General features: G+C 50.8%; 21 protein-coding genes. 3 read left to right on the plus strand and 18 right to left on the minus strand.

Translation table 11 applies throughout. The annotated features are described in order from the left end of the window. Positions 1-2: 2 nt before the first annotated feature. Together prpB and QP938_07180 are read right to left on the minus strand one after the other, a co-directional pair. Positions 3-890: a methylisocitrate lyase gene (gene prpB, locus QP938_07175; GenBank protein WIO73096.1), complete on the minus strand. Its 888-nt coding sequence runs from the start codon at positions 888-890 to the stop codon at positions 3-5. Next, positions 887-1597: a GntR family transcriptional regulator gene (locus tag QP938_07180; protein WIO73097.1), complete on the minus strand. Its 711-nt coding sequence runs from the start codon at positions 1595-1597 to the stop codon at positions 887-889. The genes prpB and QP938_07180 overlap by 4 nt, the downstream gene beginning before the upstream one ends. A gap of 220 nt (positions 1598-1817) precedes the next feature. Here QP938_07180 and QP938_07185 point away from each other — a divergent pair, with 220 nt between their 5' ends. Beyond that, positions 1818-2378, plus strand: a complete 561-nt coding sequence (locus tag QP938_07185) for a DUF2062 domain-containing protein (protein WIO73098.1) — start codon at positions 1818-1820, stop codon at positions 2376-2378. Between the two features lie 27 nt (positions 2379-2405). On the opposite strand, the gene QP938_07190 is transcribed toward QP938_07185, so the two are convergent. The 3 genes from QP938_07190 to QP938_07200 are packed head-to-tail and all read right to left on the minus strand — an operon-like array spanning position 2406 to position 5641. Next, positions 2406-3638: a lipoprotein-releasing ABC transporter permease subunit gene (locus tag QP938_07190; GenBank protein WIO73099.1), complete on the minus strand. Its 1233-nt coding sequence runs from the start codon at positions 3636-3638 to the stop codon at positions 2406-2408. Further along, entirely contained in the window at positions 3631-4362 is a 732-nt protein-coding gene (lolD, locus tag QP938_07195) for a lipoprotein-releasing ABC transporter ATP-binding protein LolD (protein ID WIO73100.1), read from the minus strand. The genes QP938_07190 and lolD overlap by 8 nt, the downstream gene beginning before the upstream one ends. 22 nt (positions 4363-4384) lie before the next feature. After that, positions 4385-5641 carry a lipoprotein-releasing ABC transporter permease subunit gene (locus QP938_07200; GenBank protein ID WIO73101.1) on the minus strand — a complete coding sequence of 419 codons (1257 nt, stop codon included), beginning with the start codon at positions 5639-5641 and terminating at the stop codon, positions 4385-4387. A gap of 217 nt (positions 5642-5858) precedes the next feature. On the opposite strand from QP938_07200, the gene QP938_07205 reads away from it, so the two are divergent. Beyond that, positions 5859-6170 (plus strand): hypothetical protein, encoded by a 312-nt coding sequence (locus QP938_07205; protein WIO73102.1) that lies wholly within the window; start codon positions 5859-5861, stop codon positions 6168-6170. A gap of 80 nt (positions 6171-6250) precedes the next feature. On the opposite strand, the gene sthA is transcribed toward QP938_07205, so the two are convergent. From sthA to QP938_07260, 11 genes are all read right to left on the minus strand, one after another. Then, complete coding sequence (gene sthA, locus QP938_07210; GenBank protein WIO73103.1) at positions 6251-7648, minus strand: Si-specific NAD(P)(+) transhydrogenase; 1398 nt, start codon at positions 7646-7648, stop codon at positions 6251-6253. 179 nt (positions 7649-7827) lie between these two features. After that, on the minus strand, positions 7828-8034 hold the full coding sequence (locus tag QP938_07215) for a cold-shock protein (protein ID WIO73104.1): 207 nt from the start codon (positions 8032-8034) through the stop codon (positions 7828-7830). Between the two features lie 209 nt (positions 8035-8243). Next, positions 8244-8486, minus strand: a complete 243-nt coding sequence (nqrM, locus tag QP938_07220) for a (Na+)-NQR maturation NqrM (GenBank protein ID WIO73105.1) — start codon at positions 8484-8486, stop codon at positions 8244-8246. A gap of 11 nt (positions 8487-8497) precedes the next feature. Next, a complete protein-coding gene (locus QP938_07225; GenBank protein WIO73106.1) occupies positions 8498-9511 on the minus strand; it encodes an FAD:protein FMN transferase in 1014 nt (337 codons plus the stop codon). Positions 9512-9724: 213 nt separating this feature from the next. Continuing rightward, positions 9725-10951, minus strand: coding sequence for an NADH:ubiquinone reductase (Na(+)-transporting) subunit F (gene nqrF, locus QP938_07230; protein ID WIO73107.1), 1227 nt, complete (start codon positions 10949-10951; stop codon positions 9725-9727). 21 nt (positions 10952-10972) lie between these two features. After that, positions 10973-11590, minus strand: a complete 618-nt coding sequence (gene nqrE, locus QP938_07235; GenBank protein WIO73108.1) for an NADH:ubiquinone reductase (Na(+)-transporting) subunit E — start codon at positions 11588-11590, stop codon at positions 10973-10975. Further along, positions 11590-12255: an NADH:ubiquinone reductase (Na(+)-transporting) subunit D gene (locus tag QP938_07240; protein WIO73109.1), complete on the minus strand. Its 666-nt coding sequence runs from the start codon at positions 12253-12255 to the stop codon at positions 11590-11592. Before QP938_07240 ends, nqrE begins: the two co-directional genes overlap by 1 nt. Positions 12256-12258: 3 nt before the next feature. Next, positions 12259-13026 carry a Na(+)-translocating NADH-quinone reductase subunit C gene (locus tag QP938_07245; protein WIO73110.1) on the minus strand — a complete coding sequence of 256 codons (768 nt, stop codon included), beginning with the start codon at positions 13024-13026 and terminating at the stop codon, positions 12259-12261. Beyond that, entirely contained in the window at positions 13019-14242 is a 1224-nt protein-coding gene (locus QP938_07250; protein ID WIO73111.1) for an NADH:ubiquinone reductase (Na(+)-transporting) subunit B, read from the minus strand. Before QP938_07250 ends, QP938_07245 begins: the two co-directional genes overlap by 8 nt. A 5-nt stretch (positions 14243-14247) precedes the next feature. Beyond that, complete coding sequence (locus QP938_07255; protein WIO73112.1) at positions 14248-15597, minus strand: Na(+)-translocating NADH-quinone reductase subunit A; 1350 nt, start codon at positions 15595-15597, stop codon at positions 14248-14250. 319 nt (positions 15598-15916) lie between these two features. Further along, on the minus strand, positions 15917-17305 hold the full coding sequence (locus QP938_07260; protein WIO75636.1) for a glyceraldehyde-3-phosphate dehydrogenase: 1389 nt from the start codon (positions 17303-17305) through the stop codon (positions 15917-15919). A gap of 300 nt (positions 17306-17605) precedes the next feature. Here QP938_07260 and QP938_07265 point away from each other — a divergent pair, with 300 nt between their 5' ends. Beyond that, positions 17606-19285, plus strand: a complete 1680-nt coding sequence (locus QP938_07265; protein ID WIO73113.1) for a Na/Pi symporter — start codon at positions 17606-17608, stop codon at positions 19283-19285. Here the strand turns inward: QP938_07265 and QP938_07270 are convergent. Beyond that, entirely contained in the window at positions 19235-20428 is a 1194-nt protein-coding gene (locus QP938_07270) for a cation:proton antiporter (GenBank protein WIO73114.1), read from the minus strand. The two genes, QP938_07265 and QP938_07270, sit on opposite strands and share 51 nt — an antisense overlap. A gap of 7 nt (positions 20429-20435) precedes the next feature. Further along, entirely contained in the window at positions 20436-22268 is a 1833-nt protein-coding gene (locus tag QP938_07275; GenBank protein ID WIO73115.1) for an SLC13 family permease, read from the minus strand. Positions 22269-22306 lie beyond the last annotated feature (38 nt).

The following is a 22306-nucleotide window of genomic DNA, read 5'->3' on the forward strand; positions in this document are numbered from 1 at the left end:
GCTTACTTGTTCTTGCCTGCTGCAAACAGGCTGTCGAGTTTCTGTTCGTAGTCGTGATAACCCAAAAAGTCATAGAGCTCCATGCGTGTCTGCATGGTATCCACAACATCTTTCTGGTCGCCCTTTTCGAGAATATTCTGATAGACATTCAGCGCAGCTTTATTCATGGCACGGAATGCACTCAAAGGATAAAGCACCATATCTGCACCATTTTCTGCCAGCTCTTGTTTGTTATAGAGTGGGGTTTTTCCAAACTCTGTGATATTGGCCAGAATAGGTACGTTCAGCGCATCGCGAAACGCGCGGTAGTGTTCAAGTTCGTTAATTGCCTCGGCAAAAATGCCGTCTGCACCAGCCTCTACAAAAGCCTGGGCACGATCGATAGCCTCTTCAAGGCCACACTGGGCAAAAGAATCAGTACGAGCCATCACAAAAAAACTATCGTCTGTTCGAGCATCAACAGCTGCCTTAACCCGGTCAACCATCTCCTCTTTCGAGACGATCTCTTTATTTGGGCGGTGACCGCAGCGCTTTTGAGCTACCTGATCTTCAATATGAACTGCCGCCGCACCCGCTTTAGTCATATCCTTGATTGTCTTGGCGATATTAAACGCGCCACCCCAGCCGGTATCGATATCTACCAACAGAGGCAATTCACTTGCAGAGGTGATTCGGCGGACGTCTTCCAGCACATCGTTGAGACTGGTCATTCCAAGATCCGGCAAGCCGTAAGACGCATTGGCTACACCTGCACCGGAAAGATAGATGGCTTTGTGGCCTACTTGCTCAGCCATCATGGCACTGTAGGCGTTGATGGTACCGACAATTTGTAACGGCTTTTCCTGCTCAATAGCGAGCCGAAAGCGCTGACCAGGAGTAAGTGCGGTCATTGGATTGATTCTCCATTTGTGTAACTTTCAGATAACTGGCTTTCAATATAGAGTCGAGAAGCGCGAATATGGCGACGCATCAGCATCTCGGCCATCTCACTGTCCCGATCCCGAATGGCATCAACAATAAACTGGTGTTCGTTAAAACCCGTTTCCACTCGTGGGCTACCCATCGAAAACTGGTAACGGTACATGCTGATTTTTGGGTAAAGCTCCCGACACAATAAGTGCTGCAGGTGCTGGCAACGACTGCCCTGAATCACCAAATAGTGAAAATCCATATCACCATTACGGTGTTGTTCAAGCATAGTCTTTTCAGTCTGGGTTTCACTTTGACGGTTGCTTCGCACAACTGCTTCGAGGTCGGCTATCTCCTCGCTTGTCATTCGCTCCGCGGCCAAACGACAAGCCAGCCCTTCCAAAGCTTCTCGGATCTGGTAGATCTCCAACAGCCCTTCTGCACTCAAGGGAATTACCCTTGCACCGATATTGGCCTTACGGGAGACAAGGTGAATTGATTCCAGCCGACTAATCGCTTCTCGAATGGTACTGCGACTTACATTCAGGCGTTTAGCCAGGTCCGGTTCGCTGATTTTACTGCCACTGGCAATAGCACCGGTGATGATCTGCTCCATGAGCTGCCCGGTAATCTGGTCCACTACTGAGGCTGTAGTCAGGTCCGCACCAAAATAAGAGAGAATACTCAACTGAACACCTATTGTCCGACAATCCTTGGCAATTCAACCACAAAACAGGGTACCCAATCAACGATCAAGGCAATATTGTCGACAATTTAGCTATTAGGATAGTGCCCCTTTATTCCATTGACTACTTAAAGAACAAAAATAGCGGTAGAGCCAACGGCCAAATATCGGCATAATGCACGGCAATCTCAGGGTCGCGAAAATTGAGTGTTAACAGGGACTTATGCCAAGAAAGTATATCCGCCGGTGGATGCCTGATCCCCACAAAATTGCGAATCACAAAGGTCTTCGCTGGCTCGGCCCCTTGATTGACGATCCAAACCTTTTCCACCTGACTCGCCACTCAGTATCGACAGCCATGTTTGTCGGTATTTTTATGGCGTTCATTCCAATTCCGTTCCAGATGGTGGTCGCCGGGCTGATGGCACTGTGGCTACGCTGCAACCTGCCCATCTCTGTGGTATTGGTGTGGATTACCAACCCGCTTACCATTCCCGCCCTGTTCTATGCCAGCTATCGACTGGGTATCTGGATACTGGGCATTGAGCCGACTCACATCCAGTTCCATGGAGACTGGGATATCCTTTGGGAGTGGCTGAAACAGGTAGATGGCGCTCAGCTTCAGGAATGGCTGAAAAATATCGGCCTGCCATTTCTGCTTGGCACTATCACCTGCGGAGTTGTACTGGGAGGTTTAGGCTATTTCACTGTCCGATGGCTGTGGCGTTGGCATGTAGTGAATAGTTGGGAAAAGCGTAAAAAGTCACGCAGCAACTCGAAATAATTCCGCTGTTTTTAACGCAGTGACTTCTCACTCATAACGCAATTCGTCCGCCGGCTGTACTCTGGTTGCACGCCATGCTGGATAAAGCGTTGCAATCATATTTAGCGCAAAAGCGACAATTACAACAGTCAACACATCCTGCCACAGTAGCAGTGATGGCAATTGATCTACCGGGTAGACCTCTGTGTTCAGAAATTGGATACCGGTCATATGCTCCAGACCAGCTACCCATTTACCGATGTATTTGGATGCCAACACGCCCAACAGAGCGCCAATTGAGCAACCCATCAGGCCAATCAAGCTTCCCTTTGTAAAGAAAATCCGCAAAATTTCGCCATCGCGACAACCAAGAGTTTTCAGGATGGCAATTGCAGATCGCTTATCGGTTACCGTCATAACCAGCATAGAAACAACATTAAACGCTGCAATCGCAACAATCACAAAAATTAGCAACAGAACCAGCTCCCTGGACATTTTTATTGCCTGATAGAGATTTCCGTAACTGCTGATCCAGTCAGACAAGTAAATACCGCCGGGTAACATTTGCTGCAGCTCGTATTTCATAATTCGAGCAGCAAATACATCATCAATATGCAACTGAATTCCGCCAACCCTGCCGGAATACCCGGCCAAATCTCCCGCCACTGACAGCCGGGTTATCGCCAAGCGCTGATCCAGTTCGGTACCAGTAGCAAACACATCGACCACGGTGAACAGCGCAAAACGAGCGCTTTGCGCATTGCCATAACTCTCGGCACCCGGTATCACCATCTGCAATCGGTCACCGGTAGCAACACCTAACTTATCAGCAACGCCTTTCGCCAAAAAAAGCGGATGGGAAATCCCCTCAGCCTTATTCCAGTGAATAAATGCCTGTAAGCGATCATTGCCCTCTTTCGGGTTCTGGCTTTCACCATGCAAAATCACCGGTTGCACTTGTCCCCGATAATTCAGCATGCCATTTACCTGCGTAAACGGTGTCGCGCTGACAACTCCGGGTTGCTCCTTAACCCGCTTTGCCAACTTCTGCCAGTCATCTATCCCATCCTGTTTATACAGGCGAATATGCGGTACCAGACCGATAATATTGGTGCGCAGCTCTTTCTCAAATCCGTTCATGATTGACAGAACGGTAATCAGCAGCGCTACACCCAAAACCAGGCCAGTAACAGCCAGCCCGGAAATAAAAGAAACCAGTCGACTTCCCGAGCCGGAAAAGAAATACCTGAGGCCGATAAATAGCGAGACGGGTTTAAACACTGGCAGATTTTTCCTGTGCCGATTGTTCGGTCAGCTTGCCTCTATCCAGGCGTAGTATTCGCCCCATTCGGGATGCCAGTTGCGGATCGTGGGTAACAATAACAAAGCTGGTGCCAACGGTTCGGTTGAGCTCCAACAAAAGATCCTGAATAGTAAGCGCAGTTTCAACGTCGAGGTTGCCGGTGGGTTCGTCCATCAGGACGCAGGAGGGGTTATTTGCCAATGCACGGGCAATGGCCACACGCTGGCGTTCCCCGCCAGAAAGCTGGGCGGGCTTATGGGTTTGACGGTCTTTCAGGCCAACCTGCTGCAACAATTGCGCCGCCCTTTCTCGCGCTTCCTTTACTGGGACTTTCGCAATAAGCAAAGGCATCGCGACATTTTCCAGGGCGCTAAACTCCGGCAGCAAGTGGTGAAACTGATAGACAAACCCCAGATGCCTGTTACGCCATTGCGCACGATCAGAATCAGATACTCCTGCCAACACACGGCCGGCAATCAGCACCTCTCCGTCACAGGGGTTATCCAGACCACCCATCAGATTCAAAAGTGTTGTTTTGCCAGAACCTGAAGCACCAACGATAGCAATACACTCTCCTGTGTTCACACAAAGATCAAGGCCGCGCAATACATCGATGACTTCGGCGCCCTGCTTGTAAGTTTTGGCGAGTTGTCGGCACTCCAGAACTGCCTGTATATCTGATCGATCTAATGGGTTCGCCATTTTTTATCCAATTGTTCCGTTCTCAGTGATCATATCGCAGCGCTTCTGCGGGCTCTATTCTCGAAGCTCGCCAGGCTGGATACAGTGTTGCCAACATGCTCATCAGTAGTGCACCCGTACAGACCACCACTACATCCCGCCACTGTAACTGGGACGGCAGGGAGCTGACGAAATAAATGTGCGGGTCAAATATCGAAAGACCGGTAATGCGCTCAAAAAATCCGACGATATCGGCAGTCCAGTAACCAAAAGCGCAGCCAATTGCAGCACCGATCAAAATCCCCATAAAACCAACTGCGGTACCCTGCACCATAAAAATACGCATTATGGTATTGGAGTGGGTACCCATTGAGCGCAGTACGGCAATGTCCTTGCGTTTTTCTGCCACCATCAAGACAAGATTGGCGACAATATTAAAACCGGCAACCGCAATCACAATGCCGAGCAATAGCCCGACAACAACTTTTTCCATCTCCATGGCAGCAAACAGACTGCCCATCTGGTCAGCCCAGCTGGAAACTTTAAGCTGCTCACCTAGTTCGGTTTGCAGTTCAGCCGCCATGGGCCGCGCTTGTACAGGTTGCTGCAACCGCACCCTCAAACCATCTACTTTATTGCCACGACGATAGAGCTTTTGAGCATCATTGATATGAACAAAGGCAATGCCACCATCGACCTGAGCATCCACCTTGAATACACCAATTACGGTGACATTTTTTTCCCGTGGAAAAACACCGGCCAATGTTCTCGATAATTCAGGCAGGGTCAGCCGCAGTTGATCACCAACAACTACACGCATGGCTCGAGCGGTCTGATGCCCCAGCACAATGCCAAACTCACCGGGCTGTAACAGGGCAAACTCACCGACCAGCATATGGTTGGCAATGGGTGTCACCTTAGCTTCTGTTGCCGGGTCAATCCCCTGAATGGAGACTGCTTGTGGCTCGCCGTCAAACTTCAGCATGCCAAAGCCCTCAACAAAGGGAGAGGCAGCCACAATAGATGGGTTAGCGCTCAACTGATTTGCCAACTGATCAATCTGTGCCTGGATCAATCCCTTGTTATCGCGATCCAGAATGGTCAGATGGGGAATAACATTCAGTACTCTCGAGTGAATCTCGTTGGCAAAGCCGTTCATAACAGACAGAACAACGATCAATGCGGCAACACCAAGCGCCATGGCACCAAAGGAAAACCCGGATACAAACGATAGAAAGCCGTTTTGACGCTTGCCGCGGAGATACCGCAAGCCAATGAATAGAGGCAGGTTTTTAAGCATTGGGCGATTAAACCGGAATAGCGGTCGATACACAAGCAGACTGACTGATTGTTGAAAGATCTGGTGCCTAAGACCTGATAATTATTTTGAAAAGCCGCAATGCCGCGTTGTGACAAATTCCCCTTTTACATCAGTCAGCTATTGCACTTTATCGGTACAGGGCTACTATACTGAAGCTAATGGAAGTTTTACCGGCAGCCAAAAACAGGACATAACGATGACAAAAACAGCAATAATGGGTTTCGCCGCCCTGTTGGCAATGACGGCAGGTTTCACCACTTCAGTATCCGCAGACGAACTGCGAGTTCCCGTTGGAAAGCAGGCTCCCGAGAAGCAGGATATTGAGCGCCCCAAAAACGGCCAGAAAAAACAGCAGGTAGAGAAAAAGTTTGGCGAGCCCGAACGCAAAGTCCCCGCTGTTGGCGAACCGCCCATATCCTCTTGGGAATATCCTGATTTTATCGTTTATTTTGAGCATGATCTGGTGTTACACACGGTTCTTAAAGGTGCCGCCAAACCAGTCGAGTAAGCTCTAGAAAAAGTTCAGAAAAAAGCCCACTACATAGTGGGCTTTTTATTGCTGAATCCAGCTCTACAAATTATCACCAACTACTGGTGAACTCGATCCATGCCATTAATTGCAGCAACCCGGTAGGCTTCTGCCATCGTCGGATAGTTAAAGGTGGTGCGGGTAAAGTACTCGATAGTATTTGCGCCATCCTTTTGATTCATAATGGCCTGGCCAATATGGATAATCTCGGCAGCCTCGGCACCAAAACAGTGAACCCCAAGAATTTCCAGTGTTTCAGGATGAAACAGTAACTTGAGCATCCCCACTTCTTCACCGGATATTTGCGCGCGGGCAATACGCTTGAAGAAAGCCCGGCCCACTTCGTATGGTACTCGCTCTTCCGTCAACTGTTGCTCCGTTTTACCGACGTAGCTGATCTCAGGAATCGTGTAGATACCGGTGGCCACATCCTCCACCTCATAATCTCCGGAAATTCCGCACATATGAGCTGCTGCAAAGCGTCCCTGATCATTGGCAGCACCAGCCAAGGCAGGCCAGCCAATCACATCGCCAGCTGCGTAAATCGAATCTACAGCAGTCTTGTAGTGTTCACTAACAGACAACTGGCCGCGGTGGTCCGCCTCCAGACCAACATTATCCAAAGCCAGCGTATCGGTATTACCGGTACGACCGTTACACCAGAGCAGTGCCTGGGAGTTGATTCGCTTGCCTGACTTGAGCAGCAGACTGACACCTTTATCAGTGTGGGTCAGCGATTCAAATTCTTCACTGTGACGCACCATCACACCCAAGTCGCGCAGGTGATAACTGAGTGCATCTGAAATCTCGTCATCAAGGAATGAGAGCAAACGATCGCGAGTATTAACCAGGTCAACCTTACAACCAAGGCCGGCAAATATAGAGGCGTACTCACAACCAATAACGCCAGCACCATAAATAATGATGTGCTGAGGGGTATCCTGCATTTGTAAAATGGTATCGCTGTCGAAAACCCGCGGCATGGAAAAATCTACATTTTCCGGCCGATATGGGCGTGAACCGGTAGCAATCAGGATTTTCTTGGCACTGAGTCGCTCGTGAGTACCTTCATGAGTCAAAACATCCAGGGTTGTGGCATCAACGAAACTGGCGCGACCATGATGCAAAGCCACGTGAAAACGGGAGTAATAGTGGGTGCGGCCTTCAACCTGTTTTTCAATAACGGCGGAAGCGGATTTCATCACCTCCGGAAATGAAAACCATCTGGGTTTGCCGATCATACGAAACATCGGCATGGTGTTGTACTGAACAATGCGACGCACAGAGTTACGCAGTGCCTTGGACGGAATGGTTCCCAAGTGGGTGCAGTTTCCGCCAACCAGTGGACGTTCATCCACCACTGCAACTGACCAGCCGTGTCGCGCAGCGGTCATTGCCGCCCCCTCACCTGCCGGACCACTACCAATTACCACCAGATCGTATTTATAGTTTGCCACTGTTGTTCTCAAATTTTTGGTTAATACAAGACACGGGAATGATACACCGGATGGGTAAATGGTTGTATTCGCATTAGTAATAATAGGATTTTACAGCGTTAAAACAAAAAACGGACACTGTAAACAGTGTCCGTTCTTGGCTCGCCAGCTGCTAGTGCCAGCTCACTTGTCAGTCAGTCTTAAGCTGGGTGTACGTTCTCAGCTTGAGGACCTTTCTGACCTTGAGTTACGGTGAAAGTAACTTGCTGACCTTCGGCCAGAGTTTTGAAGCCGTCGCCCTGGATTGCAGAGAAGTGAACAAATACGTCTGGACCAGACTCTTGCTCGATAAAACCAAAACCCTTAGCTTCGTTAAACCACTTAACTTTACCAGTTGTTTGAGACATTGTTAGCTCCCTTAGCTACACATGTTGATATTGCCTTCCGGCGTTCTTGGAAGTACAGGTTGTGCTTATGAGGATCTAAAGGAGGTACAACTACTTTGATGAACATAATGGCAAACTGATATTCCACTGAGCTGGATTATAGCGCTCCCTAACGAGCGGTCAACTACAATATTTTTACAAAACCAGCACTATGCAGCCGTTATTAATGGCTATTTGGTACCCGTTTTGCTAGCTGCATCATAGGCAAGATTGTTGTCATCAGACTCTTCCTGAAGGCTTTCGCACTTGTTCGGGTCGCCACCACACAGATCACAGGTGTAGTCTTTTTCACCCAAAGCAGCACCAACACCACCACAGGAGCCTGCCAGCGGTTTACGGCCCATAATCACTCCAATCGCCATACCGGCAATTAGAAGCATTACAATCACTATTGCTAATACAAAGGTCAACATATCCAACTCAGTTAATTCAAAAAGTGTTCAAAGCGACTGCTGTGAAGGGTTACGAAGCTGTCACCCTGTTTGACTATCAAGTAGATAGCAAGATCCAGTTTTTCAGCCAGTACCAGTGATTTTTCACTGCCAAGCACCATAAAAGCGGTGGCCATTGCGTCTGCATAGCCGGCATTATCTGCAATTACTGTTACAGATGCCAACTTATGAGTGACTGGGTAACCGGTACGCGGGTCGATGGTATGGGAGTAACGCACACCATTCTGCTCGAAGTAATTGCGATAGTCACCGGAGGTTGCTACACCGGCATCCGTCAAGGAAACAGCCAGGTTTACAGCACCCTGCCCCAGATTTGGCTGTTCAATACCGATCTTCCAGCGCTCGCCATTACCTTTAACGCCACTCAGGCGCATCTCACCACCTACTTCTACAAGGTGGTTGTACAACCCTAGTGATCTCAGCTCGTTACTTACCAACTCGGCCGCATAGCCCTTCGCCACCGCGGAAAGATCCAGACGAACGTCTTCATGCTTAATAAGGCGCTCACCATCAAGCTCAAGGCCCTCAAACCCCATTTCAGCAAGGGCATCAGCAATAGCATCCGCATCAGGGACAACATCCCCGGTGTCTCTCGGCCCAAAACCCCACAGATCCACTAGGGGCCCCACTGTTGGGTCAAATGCACCTTCAGTGTCTGTGTATGCCTGTTCGCTGATCTTCATTACCGCAGCAAATTCAGCCGGTAACTCGACAACCTCACCAATTGGCAACTCGTTGAACTTACTCAGGTCCGAATCAGGCTGATAAGTACTCATCTGATCATTGATTCGATTCAGGGCATCGAGAATCACCTGATCGAGATTTTCAGAAGCACTCACCTCTCCCGGAATTACCGTAACGTGGTAAGTCGTGCCCATGGTTGGGCCGGAGAATTTGAGCTCTTGAGGGGGTTGTTGGCAGGCTGTAAGCAGGAATGTCGCCAAGCCTATGGCAAGGAGTCTTGTTGCAAGGGTCGCACGTCGCACGCCGCACGTCGCACGCTTTGTGCGAAGCCAACTGCAAGTACAGCGTAATAACTTACCCTGAATATTCTCTGCAAAGCCTAAATCAGGCAACACACCGCTGTTAACGTGCGACGTGCGACGTGCGACGTGCGACCTAAAGTTAAACAAAAACAGGGCCCCAAGGGACCCTGCTTTGCGAAACTGTCTACGAAGAGAAGTTTCAATCCTCATGAATTAACCACCAAAGTCATCCAGGAAGATGTGATCGCGCTCAACACCAAGATCTTCCAGCATCTTGATCACTGCAGCGTTCATCATGGGAGGACCACACATATAGTATTCGCAGTCTTCAGGAGCTTCGTGGTCCTTCAGGTACTGTTCGTACAATACGTTGTGGATAAAGCCTGTCAGGCCATCCCAGTTGTCTTCCGGTTGAGGATCAGACAGTGCCAGGTGCCACTCAAAGTTGTCGTTCTCGGCGGCCAGCATGTCGTACTCGTCGTCGTAGAAACACTCGCGCAGAGAGCGGGCACCATACCAGAAGCTGATCTTGCGCTTGCTGTTCAAACGCTTGAGCTGGTCAAAGATGTGTGAACGCATCGGTGCCATACCGGCACCACCACCGATGAATACCATCTCGTTGTCAGTGTCCTTGGCGAAGAACTCACCAAACGGACCGTACACCTTGATTTTGTCACCCGGCTTCAGGCTGAACACATAGGAAGACATAATTCCCGGTGGCAGCCCTTGGGTGCGGGGCGGCGGCGTCGCAATACGGATATTGAACTTAACAATACCTTTTTCTTCCGGATAGTTGGCCATGGAGTATGCACGAATAACCGGCTCATCCACTTTCGACTCCAGATTGAAGAAGCCAAAGTGCTCCCAGTCACCGCGATATTGTTCTTCGATGTCAAAATCGCTGAATTTAACGTGGTGTGGAGGACACTCAAGCTGTACGTAACCACCGGCACGGAAGTCAACGTTCTCGCCTTCCGGCAGCTTCAGGGTCAGCTCTTTAATGAAAGTCGCCACGTTCGGGTTGGATTCAACAGTGCACTCCCACTGCTTAACTCCAAACACCTCTTCAGGCACTTCCACTTTCATGTTTTGCTTAACCGGCACCTGACAGGACAGACGCCAGCCTTCGTTTACTTCGCGCTTGGTGAAAGAAGATTCTTCGGTCGGCAGAATAGAGCCGCCACCTTCACTCACCACACAGCGGCACTGTGCACAGCTACCGCCACCACCACAGGCAGACGGCAGGAACAGACCGGCAGCAGCCAAGGTCTGCAACAGCTTGTCGCCAGCAGGTACACGAATGGTTTTTTCACCGTTGATGTCGATCTCTACGTCACCGCTGGAAACCAGCTTGGAACGTGCAGCCAAAATGAAGGCTACCAGTGCCAAAACGATCACGGTGAACATCGCAACACCGACTACGATAGTCATATTTTCCATCTTACTCGCTACTCCTATCGCTTACAGGTCGATGCCGCCGAAGGACATAAAGCCCAGCGACATAAGGCCAACTGTGATAAATGCGATACCCAGACCCTGCAGGCCTTCAGGAATATCACTGTACTTGAGCTTTTCGCGAATACCGGCCAGAGCCACAATCGCCAGTGCCCAGCCCACACCGGAGCCCAGACCAAACACTACGGACTCGCCGAAGTTGTAGTCGCGCTCCACCATGAACAGAGAGGCACCCATGATCGCGCAGTTCACGGTAATCAGCGGCAGGAACACGCCCAGCGCGTTGTACAGGGCCGGCATGTAGCGGTCCAGTACCATTTCCATGATCTGAACGATCGCGGCGATAACGCCGATGTAAGACAGCAGACCGAGGAAGCTCAGGTCAATGCTCTCGGCACCCGGCAGACCGGTCCAGGCCAGTGCGCCTTCTGCCAACAGGCCCTGGTAGATCAGGTTGTTGACCGGCACAGTAATGGCCAGTACTACGATAACCGCAATACCCAGACCCAGAGCGGCCTGGATCTTTTTGGAGAGTGCCAGGAAGGTACACATCCCCAGGAAGAATGCCAGCGCCATGTTCTCGATGAACACGGAGCGGACAAACAGACTCAGATAATGTTCCATTACGCCACCTCCGCCGGTGCTGAATTAGGAGCCATTTTGAACTCGGCTTCTTCAACTTGGTCTTTCTTCTTCTGACGGATAGCCCAAATGATCAGGCCGATCAGGAAGAACGCACTTGGCGGCAACAGCAGCAAGCCGTTCGGGATATACCAACCACCAGTGCTTGCAAGAGGCAGAATCTCGATACCGAGCAGCTTGCCGGAGCCAAACAGCTCACGAATCACTGCCAGGGTAACCAGAATGAAGCTGTAGCCCAGACCATTACCGATACCGTCCAGGAAGCTGGGGATCGGCGGATTTTTCATGGCGAACGCTTCAGCGCGGCCCATTACGATACAGTTGGTGATAATCAAACCAACGAATACCGACAGGGTTTTACTGATCTCGTAGCTGAACGCCTTGAGGATCTGGTCTACCACGATTACCAGCGAAGCAATAATGGTCATCTGCACGATAATGCGAATGCTGCCAGGAGTGTGGTTACGTACCAACGACACGAAGAAGTTGGAGAACGCAGTTACCAGGGTCAGCGCCACACACATTACCAGGGACACTTTCAGGCTGGAGGTTACCGCCAGCGCCGAACAGATACCCAGGATCTGCAGAGCGATCGGGTTGTTGTTAAAAATCGGGTTGAGCAGAGTATCTTTGGTTTTGGTCGCCATGACTTAGGCCTCCCCTGCTTTCAAATTTGCCAAGAACGGGGCGAAACCGTTGTCGCCCATCCAGAATTGCACCAGGTTGTTTACACCCTTGCTGGTCAGGGTGGCACCGGACAGACCGTCTACCTGATAAGTAGCCTGGGGCTTGCTCTCATCAACGGAGCCCTTGATCACAGAGATTTTGGCTTCGCCATTCTCGTAGATCTTCTTGCCAATCCACTTGGCTTTCCACAGCGGATTGTCTACCTCGCCACCAAGACCTGGAGTTTCACCGTGCTCGTAGAAGCCGAGACCGGCAACCGTGTTGAAGTCGTTTTCCAGCGCCACAAAACCGTACAGGGTGGACCACAGACCGTAGCCTTTGATCGGCAGGATCACTTTCTCGATACCGTTCTCGTCTTCCACCATGTAGATGGTGGCGTACTTAACGCGACGACCGATTTTGGCGATGTCCTGTTCGTCATCCAGATCTACAGACAGCTGAGGATCCTTGGACGATTTGCGCTGATCGTAAGTGGTTGCGTCCACCGCATCGGTGAATTTACCGGATTCCATATCAACGATCTTGGTGGTTACGCTCTTGAACTGCTCTTCAACAGAAACACCTTTCTCGTACAGACCAGCGGCCTTGAGAATATTGGTTTTCTTGTCTTTGAGTTTGTTGGCTTGCTGCATATCGCGCAGACCAACCGCAGCGCCGGCTACGATTACCGAGCACACCAGACAGAGTGACAGTGCTACCAGCACTGTATGTTTTACAGATTCTTTAGCCACGTGCCAGCCTCCGCTTGATATTGCCTTCCACTACGAAGTGGTCAATTAACGGTGCAAACAGGTTGGCGAACAGGATTGCCAGCATCATGCCTTCCGGGAATGCCGGGTTAACCACACGGATCAACACCACCATTACACCGATCAGAATACCGAACCAGATTTTACCGGTGTCAGTCATGGAAGCAGAAACCGGGTCCGTCGCCATAAACACCATACCAAAGGCGAAGCCACCCACTACCAGGTGCCAATACCAAGGCATGTTGAACATGTTGTTGGTTTCAGAGCCAACCAGATTAAACAGGGTCGACAGAGCGATCATGCCCATCATCACACCCAGCATAATGCGCCAGGAAGCAATTCGCATCGCCAACAGAATTGCACCACCGATGAAGATCGCCAGAGTGGAAGTCTCACCCATGGAACCCTGCATGTTACCCAGGAAGGCGTCCATCCAGGTGAGGCTGCTCTCCAGTGCACCCATACCATCGTTGTACGCGATAGACAGAGCGGTAGCACCAGTGAAGCCGTCAACCATGGTAGCTGCACCAGTAGCCCATACTGTGTCACCAGACATAGAAGCCGGGTAAGCGAAGAACAGGAAGGCACGACCAGTCAGGGCCGGGTTGAGGAAGTTTTTGCCGGTACCGCCAAATACTTCTTTACCGATCACCACACCAAAGGTGATACCCAGAGCCGCCATCCACAGCGGCAGGTCTGGTGGACAGGTCAGAGCGAACAGGATGGAAGTTACGAAGAAACCTTCGTTCACTTCGTGGCCGCGCTTGATTGCAAACAATACTTCCCAGAAGCCACCGACCACAAACGCAGTCAGGTAGATCGGCAGGAAGTACATTGCGCCGTGAATCATACAATCGTAGATGCTGCTGGCATCGAACGTACCGGCACCAAAAATATTGATGAACCACAGGCGAATAGCGTCTACAGAAGAGGCAGCAGTCGCTGGATCCAGGTACAGGTTAGCCTGGTGACCTACGTTGTACATGGCGTAGAACATCGCCGGGAAACAGGCGAACCAAACGGTGATCATCACACGCTTGAGGTCCACACCGTCACGAACATGCGATGCATTTTTGGTGGTCGCCTTGGGCGAGAAGCAAATAGTGTCAAATGCTTCAAACAGGGCGTACCATTTTTCGTATTTGCCGCCCTTATGGAAGTTCGGCTCGACTTTTTCGAGGTAACTGCGAAGACTCATCGCGATTAACCCTCCACTTCAATGCGGGTCAAGTTGTTGCGAAGAATCGGACCGTACTCGTACTTACCTACACAAACGTAGGTGCACAGTGCCAGGTCTTCTTCATCCAACTCCAGGCAGCCCAACTTCTGGGCCATGTCGGTGTCGCCAACGATCAGTGCACGCAGCAACTGAGTCGGCAGCATATCCATTGGAACAACTTTCTCGTAATTGCCCAGTGGCACCATGGCGCGCTCACTGCCGTTTACATTGGCAGTCAGGCTAAATGTCTTCTTCTTGTTGAAAGTAGACAGGTAGATTGGCATGGCAGAGTGACGGTTTACACCTGGTGACAGGTAGCGAGCCGCTTCGCGAATGGCACCCTCTTCGATCACAGATACCTGGTTGTGATAACGACCGAGGTAAGTGAAAGCGCCGGCGGCTTTACGGCCGGACAGCACGGAACCAGAGATAACACGGCTATCGCCGCCGCGCAGCTTGCCAGCAACCAGTTCTTCAGTGTTGGCACCAAAGCGAGTGCGCAGCAGGCAAGGCTTCTCAACCTGCGGGCCAGCCAGGGCAACAGTGCGACGAGTGTCGATACGACCGGTAGTGAACAGAGCACCAAAGGCGATCACATCCTGGTAGCCAATAGTCCAGACTGACTTTTCCTGATTGGCGCCCACTGGATCCACGAAGTGGATGTGGGTACCGGCCAGGCCAGCCGGGTGTGGACCGGCAAACTGGTGGGCTTCTACGCCATCAACGTCTGAACCCGGAACCTCAGCCTTGGCAGCGGCACAAAGATGTACCTTACCGTCGGTCAGGCGGGTCAGAACTTTCAAGCCATTAACGAAGTCATCCTTGCGCTCGGCAATAACCAGTGCCGGGTCACCGGCCAGCGGGTTGGTGTCGATGGCAGTAACAAAGATAGAGCTTGGAGCAGCATCAATCTTCGGTACTTTGGAGTAAGGACGAGTACGCAGGGCCGGCCACTGTCCGGATTCGACCAGGTTTTCAACAACCTTGGCACGATCCAGAGAAGCCAATTCAGCGGCATCGTATTGAGCAAAGGCGATTGCATCATCACCATCCACATCAATAACGATCGACTGGAATACACGGCGTTCACCGCGATTGATGGCCTTGACAGTACCGGCGGCAGGAGCGGTGAATTTCACTCCGGCGTTCTTCTTGTCAGTAAACAGAACTTGGCCCAGCTTAACTCTATCGCCCTCTTTCACTTCCATGGTCGGTTTCATTCCGTTGTAATCGAAACCAATAAGAGCAACAGAGCGTGCAGCGGGACCATCGTGAATGACCTGCTCGGGTGCTCCCGAGATAGGTAAGTCCAATCCGCGACGGATTTTAATCATAGGTGGTGCCTACTCACGCAATTGTAAAGAAAACTGCATAAACAAACCCGGACACTCCAACGAGTTCCAGGTTTGGATAAATTTGTGACTGCGTTGCGTTATCAAAAAACGCATCAACAGCTATTAAACGGCGCGAAATTATAAAGCCAGCAATCACCAATTACCAGACATCAGCAATGGTTATTCTCTCACTTCAATTTCAGATCTAACCCCAAATCAACCACTTACGCCTATTACCAAGGGTTTGCAGGGATCACTATTCGAGCCGCAGAAATCAAAAACCCCGCTAATGCGAGGCTTTTGAACAATCAATCAAAGATCAGGCTTCCTTTGGATACACATCCCAGGAAACACCTGCCATCTCTTCAAGGCAGCGAATTACCTGGCAGCTGTAGCCAAATTCGTTGTCATACCAGCAGTACAGCACTGCGCTGTCACCAGACACGATTGTCGCCTTGGCGTCGTACACACAGGCGTGACGCGAGCCAACAAAGTCACTGGAAACAACTTCGGGGGACTCAGTGTAGTCAATCTGCTGCTGCAGCCCGGAGTGAAGAGCGATATCACGCATGTACTCGTTCATCTCTTCTTTGTCGGTAGCCTTGCTCAGCTTCAGGTTCAGAATCGCCATGGAAACGTTAGGAGTCGGTACGCGAATCGCATTACCAGTCAGCTTACCTTCCAGCTCCGGAAGCGCCTTGGAGACCGCTTTGGCAGCACCGGTTTCGGTGATTACCATGTTCAGCGGCGCGGAACGACCACGACGCTCAGCCTTGTGATAGTTATCGATCAGGTTCTGGTCGTTGGTGTAGGCGTGAACAGTCTCAACGTGACCGTGCTCGACACCGTACTTGTCCATAATCGCTTTCAACACAGGAGTGATAGCGTTGGTGGTACAGGAAGCGGCAGAGATGATCTTGTCTTCCGGCAGAATGTCTTTGTGGTTGATACCGTAAACCACGTTTTTCAGGTCGCCTTTACCCGGCGCAGTCAGCAGCACCTTGGAAACGCCATTGCACTGCAGATGCTGGCTCAGGCCAGCTTCATCGCGCCACACACCAGTGTTGTCGATAACAACCGCATTGCTGATACCGTAGTTGGTGTAATCAATTTCAGCCGGGCTGTTGGCGTAAATGATCTTGATCGGGCTGCCGTTGCAGATCAGGGTATTGCTATCTTCGTCGATACGGATGGTGCCACGGAAAGAGCCGTGTACAGAATCACGACGCAGCAGGCTGGCACGCTTAACCAGGTCGTTGGCCACTTTGCCCGGACGAACAACAATGGCACGCAGACGCATCAGGTCGCCACCACCGGCTTTTTCGATCAACAGACGAGCCAGCAGGCGGCCGATACGTCCAAAACCGTACAGAACCACGTCTTGAGGCTGCGGCAGCGGCTTGGCATCGCTGTCCAGAGCACCAGCCAGTTCAGTGCGCAGGAATTCTTCCGCAGAAGCACCGTTACCCTGACTCATGTATTTAACGGCCAGCTTGCCCAGGTCGATGTGTGACGGACCCAGGTTCAGGTTCATCATAGCTTCCAGCAGTGGGAAGGTTTCGAATTCAGACAGTTCATTGTGCTCAACCTGACGAACGCGACGATGCGCCTTCATGATGTCGATAACAGAACGGTTCACCAGTGAACGGCCGTACATGTACAGGCCTACGTTGCGCTCGCGATTGAGCTTGCCAATCATTGGGATCATCGCTTCTGCGAGTGCTTCACGCTCTTTCCAGTCTTTAAAAAAGTCGGCTGGTTGTGGTCGAGTCACGGCTAAATTCCTTTGCTGGTTGCAATCAGGTGGTAAATTGGGGCGCTATTATCCGGTCTGAGGTCCGTGTATGCAACAAAGTGGTCACAAATCAGGCTATTTTCTCCCAACCGAATCAATCCCTGTGTTCAGAATCACCGGATACATCTAGAAATTCACTATCCAGGCTTCTCAATCTGCTAAATAAATAACATAGCCATCTCACTTTTAGAGCACAGCAAAAGGAATCACCAAGTGCTGCTGACGAACCTGATTATTGGCTTGGGTATTTTCCTCTATGGCATGAACCAGCTTGAGCGTGGTGTAGAAGCTCTCAGCAGTGATTGGATCAAATACCGACTGGCCTACAGCACTAGACACCCCCTGCAGAGCGTTCTTACTGGTACAGCAGTAACCGCACTGGTACAGAGCAGCTCTATGGTGGGACTACTTGTCCTGGCATTTGCCAGTGCGGGTGCCATCCCTCTCTACAACGCCATTGGTGTGATGCTCGGTGCCAACCTGGGCACCACATTCACTGGCTGGATAGTTACAACCCTTGGCTTCAAATTAAACCTGGCTGCCGTAGCACTGCCTGCTGTTGGTCTTGGTGGCCTGATACAGGTATTTGCCGATTCGCGGCCAAAGCTTCGCGCAAATGGTATCGTGATACTCGGATTGGGGCTGCTACTGTTCGGGCTGGGTATCATGAAGGACACCGTTGATAACCTGCCATCGAATTGGGAACTTGAGCAGTTGAGGGAATTTAACGCCCTGACTTTCTTACTGCTCGGCACAGTACTCACTGCCGTGATTCAATCCAGTTCGGCCACCATGATGATTGCCCTGACAGCTCTAAATAGCGGCATCATTGATCTGCAAGGGGCCGCAGCACTGGTTATCGGTGCCGATATCGGTACCACATCCACAATGGCTCTGGGCAGCATCAAGGGTGCTGTAATCAAAAGGCAGCTCGCCCTCGCCCATTTTTTGTTTAACCTCTCTGTTGACCTGCTGGCATTTATTTTCTTATTGCCACTACTACCAACCCTGATCTCATGGATAAACCTGAAAGACCCGCTCTACAGCCTGGTGGTATTTCACAGCTTGTTTAACGCCTTGGGGCTGTTGATCTATGTGCCTTTTTTGCAACAATTTTCCAGCTGGATCAGTAAGCGATTTCTCTCCAGACAAACCGGGAGTTTGCTTTCTGATGTTCCAGTCTCCGTGCCGGAAGCAGCAATTCAAGCAAGCCAGCAACATGTCAGGAAAATGCTGATTTCCAGCATTGCCGTAAACTTACAAGCTCTTGAGGTCAACATCAGGCAACTCTCTATCAGTGAGAACTCAAGGACCACCTTGAATCAGGTAGTGACAGAAGATGAGAGTTTTGAACAACAGTACGATCACCTCAAGGAAAGTGAAGGAGAGTTACTGCGCTATGTAGTGAGGTTTCAGCAACAGCCACTGAATGATCAACAAGCCAATCAATTATTGCTACTGCTTAACTGTGCCCGGGATACGGTATATAGCACCAAAACCCTGAAGGCGGCACGACCAGACCTTGCCGAGCTGCACCACACACCGGTGACAATTTTGCAGGATTACTCGAAAAAATACCGAAACAGCCTGAAAACTATCTATCAGGATCTACTGGAACTGGCCTGCTCGGAGCATAGCGAAGACTACATGAAAGAAGAGCTGGAAAATTTACGAGAGGTTAACGAGCGGCAACACCAGCAATTTCACGACTTGATTTCACAGGACAGCCAGCAGGGGGCAATCCAACCTGAACAGCTTTCCACATTGTTGAATGTAAACCGTATGCTGTGGCTATCGACACAAACCCTCTTGAAAGCAATGACCTACTGGCAAGGCCTCGAATCACCGATCACTCTCAACCCCCTCCCCTCCGGCCTCACCAAGCCGAAATAAAACCATTCTGGTAGCTACCGGCCCGATCAACTCAAACACCACTGTCGAAACCACCACAACGGTAAGCAGGACACTCTGGTATTGGGGCATCAACTGTGCAGATACAAACGCCATTGCCATCGCCACACCGGCTTGCGGAAGCATGGCTGCTCCAACCCATTGATTGCGGGGAGCATCGCACCAACTCGGTATAGTTACCAAGCGGGCACCGATAAGCCGTGCGACAACCCGAAGCAACAGGTAAGCAGCCCCTACCCAGCCAACGTAAGTCAGGGCCTCCACGGAAAGACTGGCACCAGACAACACAAAAAACAGGATCACAAACGGCCATTCAATATCTTCAATGGCGTGAAAAGGCCGGTTGTGATGCGGTGCCAGATTAACCACCACCGCGCCCATGGTTACTGCAGCCAAAAGATAGGAAACCTCCAGCCAGATTGAGAGTCCGGCACACAAAAACACCATGCCCAGCGCTTCCACCAGAGTCGGCTCATTGGCGTGTATTCTTCCGGTTAGAAACGCCATCGGAACGCCCAACAAGCAACCTACCAAAACCGCTCCGGCCAACTCCCAGAATCCGTGCAAAAGCAGCCCGGAGTGATAATTACCCCCTTCAAACAACTGGGCCAAAACCAGAACCAGACTAAAGGCGATCAACCCCCAGGCATCATCCAGTGCCACCACACCCTGCAACAACCTGGAGAATGGCCCCCTGGCTTTGTATTCACGAATCACCTCATTAGTGGCAGCTGGATCAGTAGCAGTTGCAATAGCCCCCAATAAAAGTGCCAAAGCAGGAGGAACACCGACCAACCACAACCCCGCCGCAACTATGATCAGAGTAATTATCACCATCATTCCGGACACCCAAAACACCTGCCTCCCCTGGCTGGCGAGCATTTGGCGTGTCAATTTGCCACCAAGCAGAAAACCGATCATGGCTAGCGCCATATCTGCTACCAGCGGATACCAGCTTGCGGTCGTTTCACCAATAAGGCCAATTCCGGATGGCCCAACAAAAATGCCCAACAGGATCAACATCGTAATGCGCGGCAGACGAGTATTTCGGCCGATTGCCTCTGCCGCCAACCCGAGCAGTAAAATAAACCCCAGTGGAATAAGTACTGCAGCTGCGATATCCATCGTAAATTTAGAAACCGTACATTGTCGGCAAAAGCCAACCGATCACGCCACATAGTATTAGCGTCAATGGCAGCCCAACCCGGACAAAATCGGAAAAGGTGTAGTTACCGGCGTTCATCACAAGCAGATTGGTCTGGTACGCCATCGGTGTGGCAAAGCTCATATTTGCACCGAACAGCACCGCCAACACGAACGCTTCCGGCGGCAGCCCAAGTTGTTGAGCAATACTCACTGCGATCGGTGTACCAATAACCGCCGCCGCATTATTGGAGACAACATTGGTAAGTACAGCCATCAAAAGAATCAGTGCAATAAACAGCGCTTTCGGTGGAAACCCACTTGCTGCGGAGACAAAACAACTGGCGATGTACTCTGTTGCCCCTGTTTCTGTGAGTGCACTGCCCAGTGCCAAACTGGCCGCCACAATTAAAATAACCTGCACACTGAGTGCACGCTGAAGATCCTGCCAACTCAAGCAGTTGGCAAAAAGCATCAATAACGCACCACAAAGCGCACTGATGGCGATGGGTACAATACCCAATGCAGCAAAAACAATAACCCCAGCCATAATCAACAGAGCGCGCGGAGCACGGTGCGAGTGAGGCAACTCGCGAGTGGAGTCAAGAACCAGAAAATCACCGCCCCTTTTAACTTCCTCAATTTTTTCACCCGGCCCCTGAATCAGCAACACATCCCCCAGACGCAGGCGAACCCTGCCAATGCCACCATCACTGAACTCTACCGGCTTACCTTTGCGGTGAATGGCTATTACCGCCACCTGATAACTTTGCAGAAAACGCATTTCGTTCAAGGTGCGGTGTACCAGTGGCGATCCGCGATCAATTACCAGCTCAGCCAGGTGTTGATCGGGCTCCGAAAGCGGATTTTCCTCATCAACCAATAAACCACTGGAAAACAGCTTGGCTCCCAAAACGGTTTCATACTCTTTCAGGTTATCAGGTGTATCCCTGACTACCAGTCGATCACCGGCAAGCACCTGAGCATCCGGCAGCGGGAAAATATCAGTCTGCTTACCGCGTCTAATGCGGGTGATTTGCATTCGTCCGCCAGATTTTTCGAGGATGTCGCGAATCACTTTGCCGTCGCAGAAACTCTCCTCTGGAACTGACAGATGCGCAGTAAATATTCGTGGAGAACTGTCCTCCATCAAGGTTGCTCTATTGGGGAGCATGTGCGGGGCAATCAACCACAGATACAGTGTTCCAACGCCCATCAAAACCATTGCCGGCACAAAGAAATCAAACATTTGAATCTCTTCGAGCCCCAGATCCCTGGCAACGCTCACCACCAGCAGGTTGGTAGAGGTACCAATCGTTGTTGCCATCCCCCCCAAAATGGTGGCAAATCCCATAGGCATCAGCACACCAGAAACTGACGACTTGGTCCGTACCGCCACACTTACCAGAATTGGCAAAAGCAAAACGACAATGGGCGTGTTATTAACAAATGCACTGAGTAAGCCGGAGACAATCAACGTCACCAGTAACGAAAAGAACGGGCTGAACGACCAGAGCTTTGCCAGCGCCCTTCCCACCGGCTCCAATGCCCCGGTACGAACCAGGCCATAGCCCACAACCATCAAGCCGCAAACCGCTATTAGCGCCTGATGACCAAAACCGGCAAAAAAACTGGATGCCTTCAATTCACCGTCTTCGTCCGCATAAGGAAAAAAGGTAAATCCAAGAGTCAGAATGACTATTACAAACAAGCTGGAAGTTTCCAGTGGAATCCGCTCGCGGGAAAAAAGAAACAGGGCAAAAAGAGTCAGCAACAGTGTGGCAATTGCATGAGTGTTGGGGAACGCTGGGAATACTTCCATTTTTTATTCTCGTTACAGCTTAAACAATAGGTTAGCAC

This window comes from Porticoccaceae bacterium LTM1 (assembly GCA_030252795.1).
Taxonomy (GTDB): Bacteria; Pseudomonadota; Gammaproteobacteria; order Pseudomonadales; family Porticoccaceae; genus SCSIO-12696.

Bases quoted from the DNA above. Each gene is read 5' to 3' on its own strand.
- prpB (WIO73096.1), bottom strand. From the start codon at position 890: ATGACCGCACTTACTCCTGGTCAGCGCTTTCGGCTCGCTATTGAGCAG.
- QP938_07185 (WIO73098.1), top strand. From the start codon at position 1,818: ATGCCAAGAAAGTATATCCGCCGGTGGATGCCTGATCCCCACAAAATT.
- lolD (WIO73100.1), bottom strand. From the start codon at position 4,362: ATGGCGAACCCATTAGATCGATCAGATATACAGGCAGTTCTGGAGTGC.
- QP938_07200 (WIO73101.1), bottom strand. From the start codon at position 5,641: ATGCTTAAAAACCTGCCTCTATTCATTGGCTTGCGGTATCTCCGCGGC.
- QP938_07205 (WIO73102.1), top strand. From the start codon at position 5,859: ATGACAAAAACAGCAATAATGGGTTTCGCCGCCCTGTTGGCAATGACG.
- QP938_07215 (WIO73104.1), bottom strand. From the start codon at position 8,034: ATGTCTCAAACAACTGGTAAAGTTAAGTGGTTTAACGAAGCTAAGGGT.
- nqrM (WIO73105.1), bottom strand. From the start codon at position 8,486: ATGTTGACCTTTGTATTAGCAATAGTGATTGTAATGCTTCTAATTGCC.
- nqrF (WIO73107.1), bottom strand. From the start codon at position 10,951: ATGGAAAATATGACTATCGTAGTCGGTGTTGCGATGTTCACCGTGATC.
- nqrE (WIO73108.1), bottom strand. From the start codon at position 11,590: ATGGAACATTATCTGAGTCTGTTTGTCCGCTCCGTGTTCATCGAGAAC.
- QP938_07240 (WIO73109.1), bottom strand. From the start codon at position 12,255: ATGGCGACCAAAACCAAAGATACTCTGCTCAACCCGATTTTTAACAAC.
- QP938_07250 (WIO73111.1), bottom strand. From the start codon at position 14,242: ATGAGTCTTCGCAGTTACCTCGAAAAAGTCGAGCCGAACTTCCATAAG.
- QP938_07255 (WIO73112.1), bottom strand. From the start codon at position 15,597: ATGATTAAAATCCGTCGCGGATTGGACTTACCTATCTCGGGAGCACCC.
- QP938_07260 (WIO75636.1), bottom strand. From the start codon at position 17,305: ATGATCCCAATGATTGGCAAGCTCAATCGCGAGCGCAACGTAGGCCTG.
- QP938_07270 (WIO73114.1), bottom strand. From the start codon at position 20,428: ATGGATATCGCAGCTGCAGTACTTATTCCACTGGGGTTTATTTTACTG.
- QP938_07275 (WIO73115.1), bottom strand. From the start codon at position 22,268: ATGGAAGTATTCCCAGCGTTCCCCAACACTCATGCAATTGCCACACTG.